The sequence below is a fragment of the Myroides profundi genome (assembly GCF_000833025.1).
Lineage (GTDB): Bacteria > Bacteroidota > Bacteroidia > Flavobacteriales > Flavobacteriaceae > Flavobacterium > Flavobacterium profundi_A.
Genome location: NZ_CP010817.1, coordinates 193483 through 207476 on the forward strand (window position 1 = coordinate 193483; position 13994 = coordinate 207476).

Sequence of the window (13994 nt, forward strand, 5' to 3'; positions counted from 1 at the left end):
AAATTAACATAGTGATGCATAGAATAATATTACTAATATTTTGCTCTATCCTTTTAGCATCAAATAGTTATGCTTCAGAGGGAGAGAAAGATAGACCAAAAGTAGGTTTGGTACTAAGTGGAGGTGGTGCTAAGGGATTAGCTCATATCGGAGTGCTAAAAGTATTAGAAGAAGAAGGTGTGAAGGTGGATTATATAGCCGGTACGAGTATGGGGGCTATCGTAGGAGGGTTATACGCTTCAGGATATACTGCTACAGAGTTGGATTCTATTTTTAATAGTATTGATGTTTCGGCTTTGATTAAGGATTATATCCCTCGTATATCTAAATCGTTTTATGAGAAGAAGAATGATGAGATCTATGCACTGACATTGCCTTTCGATAAGTTTAGAATTGGGTTTCCTAAAGCTTTATCAAGAGGAATGTACAACTATAACTTGATGAATAAGCTATTAGCTCACGTTCGTCATGTTAGAGATTTTAGTGAGCTACAGATTCCGTTTTTATGTATAGCGACTGATTTAGAGACAGGAGAAGGAGTTGTTTTAAAAGAGGGGTATTTACCACAGGTTATTTTAGCTAGTGGGGCGTTTCCTTCATTATTTGCTCCAGTGAAGATAGATGGCAAGCATTTAATAGATGGTGGGGTGGTTAATAACTATCCAATTGATCAGTTAAGAGCTATGGGGGCTGATATCGTTATCGGGGTAGATGTACAAGATGACCTTAAAACAATAGAACAGATAGAAGGAGCGCCTGATTTACTATTGCAGATATCAAATTACTCTACGATTAATCAGATGAAGAGTAAACTTCCTAAGACAGATGTATACATTAAGCCTGATATTGTTGGTTATACTGTGGTATCATTTGACGAAGGAAAGCCGATTATAGAAAGAGGGGTAGATGCTGCGAATAAAGTTATCGTTGATTTAAAATTATTAGGAGGAAATAAGGATGTTGCTAAAGATCATTTCTTACCTAAACAATCGGATTCTATTGCGATAACAGACATTGATATTAAAGGGCTGAATAAGTATACGAGAAGATACGTACACGGTAAGTTAGGGTTTAAGCCGAATACTAAGATTTCTTTTGACCAATTAGCAGATGGTATTACACAGCTAAACGGTACTGAAAACTTTAGTAGTATGACCTATAAGTTCGAAGCTGATGGAGATAAGGATAAGATGAAGATGGAACTAGTAGAGAATCCTGTTAACCGTTATCTGAAACTAGGAGTGCACTATGATGGGTTATATAAGGCAGCAGCATTAGTCAACGTTACTCAGAAGCACCTTTTCACGAAGAGTGATGTGGCGTCATTAGATTTGGCATTAGGAGATAATGTACGTTATAACTTTAATTACTTTGTTGATAATGGATTTTACTGGAGTGTAGGTGTTTCTTCTAGGTATAATCAGTTTAGTCGAGATTTACCTTACGCAATGTTAGTAGGGACAAGTGGAGGTGAAATAAATATAGAGAATGCACCTTCTAAATTCGGAGTGGATTATGCAGATTTAGAAAACAAGTTATACTTCCAGACTTTTTATCAGCAGAAGTATTTGTTGAACATCGGTTTTGAACATCGTTTCTTAGACATTAGAAGTAAGACATTAAACTTGCCTAATTCTAAATTTGATAGGAATCACTACTTAGGAGGATTTGCGAATGTGACGATGGATACTTATGATAACAGATATTTCCCACGCAAAGGTTTTTTGTTTAAGGGAGAGTATAAGAACTATTTTTATTCAACAGAAAATGCGAATTATGTTCCACATGACTTTGATAACTTTTCGACACTGACAGGACAGATAGGATATGCTACGCGTATCACAGATAAGTTAGCAGTGGATATCAAATCTAGATTAGGAACCGTGATAGGAAGTACTCCAAGTCTTGGATTTGGATATGCTTTAGGAGGCTATGGATTTGCGGATAGAGATAATGTTATTCCTTTCTTTGGATATGAATTATTAGGTATAGGAGGAGACTCTTTCATTATGGGAGGTATTACTTTTGATTATGAAATATTTAAGAAGCACCATATTAATTTTACTGCTAATTATGCGAATGCTGGAGAGAAGATCTTCTCGAGCTCTGATTGGTTCACTAAGGCGAAGTATTCTGGATATGCAGTAGGATATGGGATGCAAACGATGATAGGGCCTATAGAAGCTAAGTTTACTTATTCTCCAGAGACAGGTAGTACTTATACTATATTCTCAGTAGGATTCTGGTTCTAGATGTATTAGATCATATCAAAGCGGGTATGTTAAAACTCACAGTTTTAATATACCCGCTTTTTTATTCCCTCATAATGTGAAAGTGTTGTTTGTTGATATGTGTGTTTAATTTGTGTTTTGTTGTTGATATGTAAAATATATTTGGACAAAAAATTGTATAATTCATTTTTATTTCGATATTTGTGTTATTATGAAAACACAATGGGGCGGTTTATTGGCTTATTTAAAGTTTCTCATCAAGCGCAAGCCTGAGTGAGCACTTTTACTTTTTATATTATTCCTAATTAAACATTAGCCAAATGTTGTAATGTACCCCTAGTGTATATAGCGTAGTAGCTTATTATGACTTTTATAGCTACACCTGTCTATACATTTTGACCTGGCAGTTCTGTTGAGGTTGACTTCAAAAGATATCTTTAGATGCATTGCCTTGTATACCTGACGTTGTCTATTCTTTTTGTTTAATCAGGAATCTGAATCACCAACCAAAAATATTAAGTAATTATGCCTTTATATCATCATTTAGGGAGTATTCCCCCTAAACGTCATACCGTATTCCGCAAGGAAAATGGGGACTTATATTATGAGCAATTGTTTGGTACAATTGGCTTCGACGGTATGTATACCAATATGTATCACGAGCATCGACCTACTCAGGTAAAGAAGATTTTAGGACAGTATAGTGTAGCGCCTAAAATAGCAAAGTCTAATCATATTCAATCTTATCGTTTACGTGGTTTTCAGGTAGCTCCTGAGAATGATTATTTAGAAAGCCGAAAAGCAGTTTTGACCAATAGTGACTGTACCATTGTATTAGCGGCACCTAAACAATCATTAAGAGACTACTTTTATAAAAACACGGATTCTGATGAATTAATTTTTATTCACAGAGGGACTGGTACATTGCGTACGATGCTAGGTAACCTTACTTTTAAGTATGGAGATTATCTGCTGATACCTCGTGGAATTATTTATCAGATTGATTTTGATACTGAAGATAACAGGCTATTTATCGTAGAGTCTAAACGTCCTATCTATACACCTAAGCGCTATCGCAACTGGTTTGGACAGTTATTAGAGCATTCTCCATTCTGTGAGCGTGATATCAGACGTCCTGATGTATTAGAAACTTTTAATGAGACAGGAGATTTTCTTATTAAAGTAAGAAAGCAAGATGAGATATTTGAGATGGTCTATGCTACACATCCTTTTGATGTTGTGGGATATGATGGCTATAATTATCCTTATTCGCTCTCTATTCATGACTTCGAACCAATAACAGGTAGGATTCATCAACCACCACCAGTGCATCAGACATTTGAGACAGATGCATTCGTAGTGTGTTCTTTTGTGCCTCGCTTATATGACTATCATCCTGATTCTATTCCAGCACCTTATAATCACAGTAATATTGACAGTGATGAGGTATTGTATTATGTAGATGGAGACTTTATGAGTCGTAATGATATTGCTCCAGGTCATATCTCTCTGCATCCTGCAGGTATACCTCATGGACCACATCCTGGTGCGGCAGAGCGTTCGATAGGTAAGACTGAGACACAAGAGTTGGCAGTGATGGTAGATACTTTTAAACCTCTTATGGTAACAGAGGAGGCGATGAAGATAGCAGATGAACAATATTACCAATCATGGTTAGAACCTGAGAAATAACAATCAAACAACAACCTATAAAAACTATATATTATGAGTAAAGAAGTAAAGTCAGTTGAATTTGGCTTAGAAAAAATATTTGAAGGAGCGCAAGATTTTTTGCCTCTATTAGGAACAGATTACGTAGAATTTATTGTCGGGAATGCTAAGCAAGCAGCTCACTTTTATAAAACAGCTTTTGGTTTTCAATCTTTAGCTTATGCTGGATTAGAGACAGGAGTAAGAGATAGAGCTTCTTATGTATTAGTACAGGATAAAATCAGAATAGTGTTGACTACACCTTTAACGGCAGAGTCAGAGTTAAATAACCATATCGTACAGCATGGTGATGGTGTAAAAGTGGTAGCGTTATGGGTAGAAGATGCTCGTAAAGCGTATGAAGAAACAACTAGTCGTGGTGCTAAGTCATTTATGGCGCCTACTGTAGAGAAAGATGAGTTCGGTGAAGTAGTGCGTGCAGGTATCTATACGTATGGTGAGACAGTACATATGTTCGTAGAGCGCAAAAATTATACAGGTACATTCTTACCAGGGTTTAAAAAATGGGAAAGTGATTATAATCCTACACCTGTTGGGTTAAAATACGTAGATCACATGGTAGGTAATGTGGGATGGAATGAGATGAATACTTGGGTGAAATGGTATGAGGATGTGATGGGATTCGTAAACTTCTTATCTTTTGATGATAAACAAATCAATACGGAGTATTCTGCATTAATGAGTAAGGTAATGTCTAATGGTAATGGACGTATTAAATTCCCTATTAATGAGCCTGCGGAAGGAGCGAAAAGATCACAAGTAGAAGAATATTTAGATTTCTATAATGGTCCTGGAGTACAACATATCGCGGTAGCTACTGATGATATCATCAAGACTGTAGCTGCTATGAAAGAAAGAGGTGTTGAGTTTTTATCTGCTCCACCACAAGCATATTATGATATGATTCCTGCTCGACTAGGGGTACATATGGATATGATGAAAGAAGATATCAAAGAACTTCAGAAGCTCGGTATCATGATTGATGCAGATGAAGAAGGGTATTTATTACAGATATTTACGAAGCCAGTAGAGGATAGACCGACTTTATTCTTCGAAATTATTCAGAGAATGGGAGCTAGAGGATTTGGTGCAGGTAACTTTAAGGCATTATTTGAGTCAATAGAGCGTGAACAAGAGAAAAGGGGAACGCTTTAAGATTCAGTTAATTAAATATTAAAACAGGTCTTTTAGAGAGCTGTTTGGTTAAATAAAAGTTAAAAACCAATTAGGATGGTAATAGTCCGTAAAAAGCTATACATTTGCACTCGCAAAAATAAGGTCGTCATAAGCTTTATTTGAGTGTAATAAATTTTTCATAATTTATAGTTTTTTGGTTGGTTAATAGCATAAAAACTCAGTCATTTCTTTGGCTGGGTTTTTTTGTTTGCTATTTTTGAATAAAAAACAACCAATATGAAAAAGAATCTTCTAATATTACTTGTGTTTATATTTTCCACAAGTTTTCTGTACTCACAATCTTCTGTGAAGGCTTTTGATAAAGGTGAACTCCTGAAATTTAGAATTAGTTATGGGTTGTTAAATGCTGGTATCGCTACTTTGCGTTTGACAGATACTGTGCAGAATGGTGTCCCTGTCTATCATGCTAAAGGAATTGGCTATACTACAGGTGTGCCTAAAATGTTTTTTAAAGTATATGATAACTACGAGAGTTATTTTGAAAAGAAAGAGGTGATTCCTCATCGTTTTATTCGAAAAATAGATGAAGGTGGCTATACGAAGGACCAAGAAGGCTGGTTTAACTACAAGAATATGAAAGTCACTGTAAAGGATTATGAGAAGAAGACAGAGAAGCAATTTACGGTTACTAAAAATGTGCAAGATATAGTGTCTTCTTTCTATTATTTACGTAAATATCCTGGGTTAAATGATCTGAAAGTAGGTGAGTCTGTAGAGATAGATATGTTCTTCGATGGAGAAATATTTAAATTTAAATTAAAATATCTAGGAGAGGAAGTTTTAAAGACAAATTTTGGTAAATTGAAAACTTTAAAGTTTCGTCCTTATGTGATGGCTGGTCGTGTGTTTAAAGAGAAAGAAAGTTTGACAGTATGGGTAAGTGCAGATGCAAATAAAGTACCTGTTCGAATCAAAGCGAGTCTTGCGGTGGGTTCTCTTAAGGCTGATTTAGAGGAATATAAGAATTTAGTAACGAAGCTAGAGTTCGTAAAGTAAATAGTTAACAGAAGTATGATCGATAAAAAATTCTCTGAGGTTGTGGATCGCTTTAATGATTTAGGAATTAAAGCAGAGACTCAAATAGAAGGCATGTTATATGCTAAACCTATTACGTATTGGGATTATATCCAAACAGATGCATTGCTGAATCTCCAAACTCAGAGAACTGTCTTGCCCGATGAGATGGTTTTTATTATGTATCATCAAGTAAATGAACTATTGTTTAAAATGATACTGTGGGAATTGAATCAAGTAAGTGAGTGTAGTGATGAAAGCCTAACAGTGGAGTTTTTTAAAGAGCGATTAGCTAGAATAAGTCGTTATTTTGATATGCTTACGTCTTCATTTACGATTATGAAGGACGGGATGGAAGTGGAGCAATATTTAAAATTTAGAAATACGTTAGCCCCAGCAAGTGGGTTTCAGAGTAGTCAGTATCGATTAATTGAGTTTGGTTGTACAGATTGGATTAATTTAATTGATAAGAGATTTGTAAAAGATTTACCGCAAAATATTTCTGAAAAAGAGGCGTTAGAATATATGTATTGGCAGGCAGCTGGTAAGGATTATAAGACAGGAGAGAAATCATATCTATTGAAAGAGTTTGAGAATAGGTATTGTAAAACTTTTGTTAAAGCCATGAAAGATTATGAAAAAACAAATTTATGGCAGAAATTTGTGAAATTACCCCTAGAAGCCAAATCAGATAAGGGGTTAATAGAAGCAATGCGTCATTTCGATAAAACAGTTAATGTTGTATGGGTAATGGGGCACTATGAAGCTGCACTTAAGTATCTTGAAAGTAATCCAGGAGAGACAAAAGAAGCTACTGGAGGAAGTGATTGGAAAAAGTATATGCTGCCACAATATCAGAAGCGCATATTTTTTCCAGATTTGTGGAGTGAAGAAGAGAAAGCTAATTGGGGGAAATAGTTAAGGAGAAGAAGTTGAAAATAAAGATATTTTAGAGTTTTGAAGCAATTTATTTATAGTGTACTAATCGCTACAGCGCTTATTTCATGTAAAAAAACGGAAGAGATCACTATAGAGACTCAACCAGAACAGGAACATGTAGAAGAAATTGTAGGTGAATTATATGGTTTTGATTTAAAGGATTACATTTTAGTAGAAGATACTATTCGAAGTGGAGATAATATTGGGAAGATTTTTGGGGATAATAATATTGGTTCTACTGAAGTTCATAATATAGTTACTCAAGTAAAGGATACATTCAATGTACGTAATATTCGTGTTGGTCAACCTTATGCTTTAGTTAAGTATAGAAAGGAACAAGAGAAGTTAGCGGCATTTATCTATCATCCTAATATCTCAGGATACCAAGTGATAGATTTGCGCGACTCTGTGAGTGCATATACGATAACATATCCAGTAACTATAAAAAGAAGAACAGTTGCTTCCAAAATAGAAGGATCGCTTTCGTTAAGTTTAGGTAAAGAAGGTGTTGATCAGTCATTAGCAACTAAAATGTCACAGATCTTTGCATGGTCTATTGACTTCTTTAAATTGCAACCAGAAGATCGTTTTGCCTTTACCATTGAAGAAAAGTATATTAATGATACTATTTATCTAGGAGTATCTAAAATAGATGCTGCTTATTTTAGATATAGAGGAAAGGATTTGTATTCTTTTCCTTACAAAAGACAGGATTCAAAATCAACTGAATATTTTGATGAAGAAGGGCGACCAATGAAGAGTATGTTCTTAAAGGCTCCATTGAAGTTCTTTAGAATTACTTCTAAATATTCTAAGAATCGTTTTCACCCTGTACAGAAGAAGTGGAAGTCTCATAATGGAACTGATTATGCAGCGCCTACAGGGACTCCAATTATGACTACTGCATCTGGTGTAGTTGAAAGAGCTGGATATACGGCAGGAAATGGTAACTTTGTAAAAGTAAAACACAATGGAACATATTCTACTCAATATTTACATATGTCCAAAATACTTGTAAAAGTTGGACAAAGAGTAGATCAGGGACAGACAATAGGACTTGTAGGAAGTACAGGTCTAGCGACTGGACCACACGTATGTTACCGTTTTTGGAAAAACGGGGTACAGGTAGATCCATTGAGTCAATCTTTACCTAACTCTGTGCCAATGGAAAAGAGAGATTTGCCAGCATTTAAGGAGTATATTACACCACTTAAAGCTGAATTAGATAAAGCATTAAACGAAAAATTTAAAGGAGAATAAAAGTTAGTTAGTTGTTGAGATGTTAGAGAGTATAAATCCTTCTGGAACTTTAGCTTGGAAAAAGCTTAGGGAGCATTATGGTCAAATGGAATTTGTTCAGATGCAAGAGTTGTTTGCCAAAGATCCTGAAAGAGCTAATAAAATGAATATTCAATGGGAGGATTTTCTATTAGATTATTCAAAGAATAAGATTACAGAAGAGACCATATCGCTATTATTAGAACTTGCAAATGAGTTGAACCTAAAAGATGCAATTCAAGCAATGTATAATGGAGGAATTATTAATGCAACTGAGAAAAGAGCTGTGTTGCATACAGCCTTAAGAGATTTGTCAGATAATTCATCTGTTATAGTAAATGGAGAAAATGTTCTAACAGAGATACAAGAGACTCGTGAGCGTATTAAAGCGTTTACGGCTAAAGTATTAGACGGTAGCTATACTTCTTATTCTGGTAAGAAATTTACGGATGTAATTAATGTTGGTATCGGAGGGTCTGACTTAGGGCCTAAGATGGTTGTTCATGCATTAGCAAATTATCGTACAGAATTAGGAATGCATTATATCTCTAATATTGATGATGATTATCTGCAGTCTGTATTAAATAAACTTAATCCAGAGACTACTTTAGTTCTGATTGTTTCTAAGACATTTACTACTCAGGAGACAATAGAAAATGCAAAGAAAATAAAGTATTGGTTAGAGAGTAGTTTAGGGAAGGTCGATTTGAGCTCACACTATGTAGGTGTGTCTGTCGCTATAGAAGAAGCAATGAGCTTTGGTGTGAAACGCGAGAATATTTATCCTATGTGGGACTTTGTAGGAGGAAGGTTTTCTCTGTGGAGTGCTGTTGGGATTTCTATTGCTTTAGCTGTCGGTTATGATCATTTTGAACAACTTCTAGATGGTGCTCATACAATGGATAAGCATTTTAAAGAGGCTGATTTTAAAGAGAACTTACCTGTTTTAATGGCTCTTCTAAGTGTATGGTATAATAATTTCTATGGATATGAGACAGAAGCAGTTGTTCCTTATAGTCAATTACTAGGTAAATTACCTGCTCATTTACAGCAGATGATTATGGAAAGTAACGGAAAGAATAAAGACAGGAATGGTAATCCTGTTAATTATCAAACTGGGACTTTAATTTGGGGAGAGGTAGGAGTTTCGGCTCAACATGCGTTCTTTCAACTTTTTCATCAAGGAACTAAGGTGATTCCTATTGATTTTATTGGTTTTGTAAATCCGCATTTTAAAGAGAGTACTAATCACGATATATTGATGTCTAACTTCTTTGGTCAAAGCGAAGCTCTATTAAAGGGTAAGATAGGAGAAGAGTATGAAAGTGATGGAGGGCCTTTTTTAAGTAACTTTAGAGAGTTTTGTGGTAATAAACCATCAAATACAATCTTAATAAACAAATTAACCCCTAAAAGTTTAGGTGAGTTAATCGCACTATATGAACATAAGACGTTCGTTCAAGGTGTAATTTGGAATATTTATAGCTTTGATCAGTTCGGTGTAGAGTACGGAAAGATTTTGGCAAAGAATATACAAAATGAAATTAAATCTAAAAATATATGTGAACATGATAGTTCAACAGCCTTTTTATTGCGTTATTTTGTAAAAAATAGAGTTGTAGAATAAGTCTAAATAGTGATAAAACGTTAATTTTAATGTTTTGGTAACATTGAGTATGGATGTTTTTGTACATTTGTTGCGAAAATAATTTTATCACTTACACTTACAAAATGAAAAACTTGAAGAACTGGATGCTGATGATGGTAATGGTATTTACCTCAGTATCTGCACTTTCACAAAACAAAATTACTGGTGTTGTTGTGGATGGTGAATTCCAATCGGGATTACCTGGAGCAGCAATCATAGTAAAAGGAACACTGAACGGGGCATCATCTGATATGGATGGTAAGTTCGAGCTGAATGTTTCTGAGGATAAAGGAGAAGTTGTTATCTCTTTTATTGGATATCAGTCTAAGACTGTAGCTTTCAAAGTTGGCGCTGATAAGAAAGTAGATCTTGGGACTGTAGTACTTGCTGCTGACCAGAATATGTTAGATGACATCGTTATTATGGGTGTTGCTGACGTAGCAAAAGATCGTAAAACTCCAGTAGCTGTTTCTACAATTAAAGCTGCTGAAATTCAAGAAAAACTTGGTTCTCAAGAGTTTCCTGAAATTTTAAACACAACTCCATCTGTTTATGCTTCTCAAGGAGGAGGAGGGTTTGGAGATTCTAAAATGAATATCCGTGGTTTTGATCAAAAGAACATCGCTGTATTAGTTAACGGTATGCCTGTTAATGATATGGAAGGTGGTTCTGTGTATTGGTCAAACTGGGCTGGTGCACAAGACGTTGCTTCTGCAGTACAAGTTCAAAGAGGTTTAGGATCTTCTAAAATCGCGATTTCTTCTGTAGGAGGAACTATGAACATCTTAACGAAAACTTCTGACATGAAAGAAGGTGGTTCGTTATCTGCAGGTGTTGGAAATAATGATTATTTTAAAGGTTCAGCTTCTTATAGTACAGGTATTTTAGATAGCGGTTTATCTGCATCTTTATTAATGTCTTATACTAGAGGTAATGGGTATGTTGAAGGAACAGATTTCGAAAGTGTAGCTTATTTCTTAGGTTTAGGATACCGTTCAAAAGATAGCCGTCACAATGTACAGTTTACTTTTACAGGGGCTAATCAATGGCATAACCAAAGAAGTACTAACCCAACTATTGCTGACTACTTGAAGTATAGCGAAGATGGTAAACCAAATAGAAAATACAATCCTGATTATGGAATGTATCAAGGAGAAGGTTACTCATGGGCTAGAAACTACTATAACAAACCAGTTGCTTCATTAAACTGGGATTATAAAATCAATGATATCTTTACATTAAACACAGTTGCTTACGGTTCTTGGGGACGTGGAGGTGGAAACGGTGCTCTTGGAAAGATTAATGGAAAAGATCAAAGACACGAAATGTTTAAAGACCAAAATGGTCACATTCGTTTTGACGATATAGCTGCATGGAACTCAGGAAAACATGTTGCTGATTTTGGAGCAGATAAAAAAATGATTAATGGTGCATACTATTCAGATAAGAATAATGGATTTGTTCGTCGTGCAAGTATTAACTCACACGATTGGTATGGTACAGTAATGAACTTAAATGCAAAAGTAAATGAGAATTGGAACTTCGATATTGGAGTTGATGCTCGTACTTATGTAGGATACCACTTCCAAGTATTAGATGATTTATTAGGAGCTCCTGGTTATGTTGATACTTCACATAAAACTGCAGGTTCAAGAGTAGTTAATCAAACTTATACTAGTAAAGCACCAGCTAACCCATGGGTTGATTGGGGAGATCGTCAAAAAGTAGCTTACGATAACGATGGTAACGTAAAATGGCTAGGTGGATTTGGACAAGTAGAATATTCTAAGAATGATTTAACTGTGTTTGTTCAAGGGTCTATCTCTAATCAATGGTTCAGAAGAATCGATTATATGACTTATGATCGTAATTCTCCTGAAGGTGCTGAGAAATATAAAACTTCTTGGAAGAGTTTATCAGGAGGAAGTATTAAAGGAGGACTTAACTATAATATTAATGAGAACCACAATGTTTTCGTTAACTCTGGATACTTCTCTCGTCAACCATTTATGAACAATGGTGTTTATATCAACAATAGTAATGATATTAACCCTAATCTTAAAAATGAAAAAATATTTGGATTAGAGTTAGGATATGGTTTACGTCTTGATAACTTTAGAGCAAACGTGAACTTATACCGTACTTCTTGGAAAGATAGAATTCAACGTATTTTCGAAAGAGACGTATTTGGTGTAGGATCTAATGGAACTCAAACTCCAGGTTATGCTAACTTATATGGAATTGAGCAAATTCACATGGGGTTAGAAATGGACTTTATTTATAATCCTATTGATCGTTTAGATATTACAGGATCTTTATCTTGGGGAGATTGGAATTATAAAGGAAATGTTAGTGCAGATTTCTTAGATGAAGGAACAAATGCTCCAATCATCGATCCAAATACTAATAAACCAATGCAAAAAACTTTATATTTAGATGGAGTTAAAGTTGGTGATGCACCTCAGTTTATTCTTAACTTAGGAGCTGCTTATGAAGTATTACCTGGATTAAAAGTAGATGGTAACTTCCGTTATAATGATAAGTTTTATGCTGCAATTAACCCAAATGATTTTGGAAAAACAGATCATAAAGGATCTATTTCATTACCTTCTTTCAATTTGTTTGATGCAGGATTATCTTACAAAATGCACGTTGGAAAAGAAAAGAAAAACAGTGTAACAATGCGTGCTAACGTAAACAACGTATTTGATACAACTTACATTTCTTATTCTAGAACTAATATCCACGGTGGAGATAGTAAAGCGAATAATGTAAACTGGAAAGGTGTTGATACTGCTAACGAAGTTTACTTCGGAAACGGTAGAACTTGGAACTTTACATTACGTTATAACTTCTAATAAGTTATCACAAAATATATCATAAAAAAGGAGATCAGTAATGGTCTCCTTTTTTTATTGCTTAACTTTAGAGTTATAATAGAAATGTATAAATATGGCAAAATATAAATTTGGAAAGTCGGAGTTATATGTTCCAGCTTTGTCTTTCGGAGGTAATGTCTTTGGATGGACTTTAGATGAGAAAGAATCTTTTAAGATGTTAGACGAACTTTATGACAATGGACTAACATTTATAGATACAGCAAATAACTATTCTCATTGGGCACCTGGTAATGTGGGTGGTGAATCTGAAGCAATAATAGGGAAGTGGTTTAAAGAGAGTAAGAAGCGTCATGATATCGTTCTTTCTACTAAAGTAGGAGGTCGTATGGGAGATGGAACAAAAGGACTTAAGAGAGAATATATTGAAGGATGTGTGGACGCTTCATTGATGAGATTGAATACAGATTATATTGATTTATACTTCTCTCACTATGATGACTTAGAGACTTCACAAGAAGAAACCATGGAGGCTTTTAATAGTTTAGTTAAGGCTGGTAAGGTAAGATATTTAGGTGCTTCTAATTTAGAGGTTGATCGTATTGCTTCTAGTAATGCTATTGCCCGAGAAAAGGGATGGGCAGAGTATATCGCTATACAGCCTCTTTATAATCTTTATGATAGAGAGAAGTATGAGCATGAATACTTGCCTTTAGTAGAAGAAGAGAAACTTGCTGTAATGAGCTATTTTGCATTAGCAAGTGGTTTCTTAAGTGGAAAGTATAGAAACTTAGATGATATCGAAGGTAGTTCTAGAAAGGATATGGTGGAAGGGTATATTAATGAGAGAGGAATGCGTATTATAGATCAACTAGAGATATTAGCGAAACAACACAATGCCACTATTGCAGAGATTGCTATAGCATGGCAAGTACACAAACCTTCTATTAGTACCCCTATCGTTAGTGCTACATCGAGCTCTCAGTTAAAAAGTTTAATACGTTCTACTGAGATTAAGCTATCAGTAGAAGAGATAGCTTTATTAGATAAAGTGAGTGAATATTAATAGATAATAAATTCAAAATAAATAAAAAGGCAGACCTTTAAAGTCTGCCTTTT

General features: G+C 34.9%; 9 protein-coding genes. All 9 read left to right on the forward strand.

The window, feature by feature from the left end; genetic code table 11:
- Positions 1–14: 14 nt before the first annotated feature.
- The 9 genes from MPR_RS00860 (at position 15) to MPR_RS00900 (ending at position 13941) form a co-directional block, all read left to right on the forward strand.
- Positions 15–2252, forward strand: coding sequence for a patatin-like phospholipase family protein (locus MPR_RS00860; protein WP_041888401.1), 2238 nt, complete (start codon positions 15–17; stop codon positions 2250–2252).
- Positions 2253–2756: 504 nt separating this feature from the next.
- Positions 2757–3923 (forward strand): homogentisate 1,2-dioxygenase, encoded by a 1167-nt coding sequence (locus tag MPR_RS00865; protein WP_041888403.1) that lies wholly within the window; start codon positions 2757–2759, stop codon positions 3921–3923.
- 33 nt (positions 3924–3956) lie between these two features.
- On the forward strand, positions 3957–5117 hold the full coding sequence (hppD, locus tag MPR_RS00870) for a 4-hydroxyphenylpyruvate dioxygenase (protein ID WP_006262560.1): 1161 nt from the start codon (positions 3957–3959) through the stop codon (positions 5115–5117).
- A gap of 258 nt (positions 5118–5375) precedes the next feature.
- Positions 5376–6155: a DUF3108 domain-containing protein gene (locus MPR_RS00875; protein ID WP_041888409.1), complete on the forward strand. Its 780-nt coding sequence runs from the start codon at positions 5376–5378 to the stop codon at positions 6153–6155.
- A 15-nt stretch (positions 6156–6170) separates the two neighbouring features.
- On the forward strand, positions 6171–7091 hold the full coding sequence (locus tag MPR_RS00880) for a tryptophan 2,3-dioxygenase family protein (RefSeq protein WP_041888411.1): 921 nt from the start codon (positions 6171–6173) through the stop codon (positions 7089–7091).
- A 39-nt stretch (positions 7092–7130) separates the two neighbouring features.
- Complete coding sequence (locus MPR_RS00885; protein WP_041888413.1) at positions 7131–8372, forward strand: M23 family metallopeptidase; 1242 nt, start codon at positions 7131–7133, stop codon at positions 8370–8372.
- Positions 8373–8391: 19 nt separating this feature from the next.
- A complete protein-coding gene (gene pgi, locus MPR_RS00890) occupies positions 8392–10017 on the forward strand; it encodes a glucose-6-phosphate isomerase (protein WP_041888415.1) in 1626 nt (541 codons plus the stop codon).
- A 104-nt stretch (positions 10018–10121) separates the two neighbouring features.
- Positions 10122–12896 (forward strand): TonB-dependent receptor, encoded by a 2775-nt coding sequence (locus MPR_RS00895; RefSeq protein ID WP_041888416.1) that lies wholly within the window; start codon positions 10122–10124, stop codon positions 12894–12896.
- A 94-nt stretch (positions 12897–12990) separates the two neighbouring features.
- Positions 12991–13941, forward strand: a complete 951-nt coding sequence (locus tag MPR_RS00900) for an aldo/keto reductase (protein ID WP_041888417.1) — start codon at positions 12991–12993, stop codon at positions 13939–13941.
- Positions 13942–13994 lie beyond the last annotated feature (53 nt).

Bases quoted from the DNA above. Each gene is read 5' to 3' on its own strand.
- MPR_RS00865 (WP_041888403.1), top strand. From the start codon at position 2,757: ATGCCTTTATATCATCATTTAGGGAGTATTCCCCCTAAACGTCATACC.
- MPR_RS00880 (WP_041888411.1), top strand. From the start codon at position 6,171: ATGATCGATAAAAAATTCTCTGAGGTTGTGGATCGCTTTAATGATTTA.
- MPR_RS00875 (WP_041888409.1), top strand. From the start codon at position 5,376: ATGAAAAAGAATCTTCTAATATTACTTGTGTTTATATTTTCCACAAGT.
- hppD (WP_006262560.1), top strand. From the start codon at position 3,957: ATGAGTAAAGAAGTAAAGTCAGTTGAATTTGGCTTAGAAAAAATATTT.
- pgi (WP_041888415.1), top strand. From the start codon at position 8,392: ATGTTAGAGAGTATAAATCCTTCTGGAACTTTAGCTTGGAAAAAGCTT.
- MPR_RS00895 (WP_041888416.1), top strand. From the start codon at position 10,122: ATGAAAAACTTGAAGAACTGGATGCTGATGATGGTAATGGTATTTACC.
- MPR_RS00900 (WP_041888417.1), top strand. From the start codon at position 12,991: ATGGCAAAATATAAATTTGGAAAGTCGGAGTTATATGTTCCAGCTTTG.
- MPR_RS00860 (WP_041888401.1), top strand. From the start codon at position 15: ATGCATAGAATAATATTACTAATATTTTGCTCTATCCTTTTAGCATCA.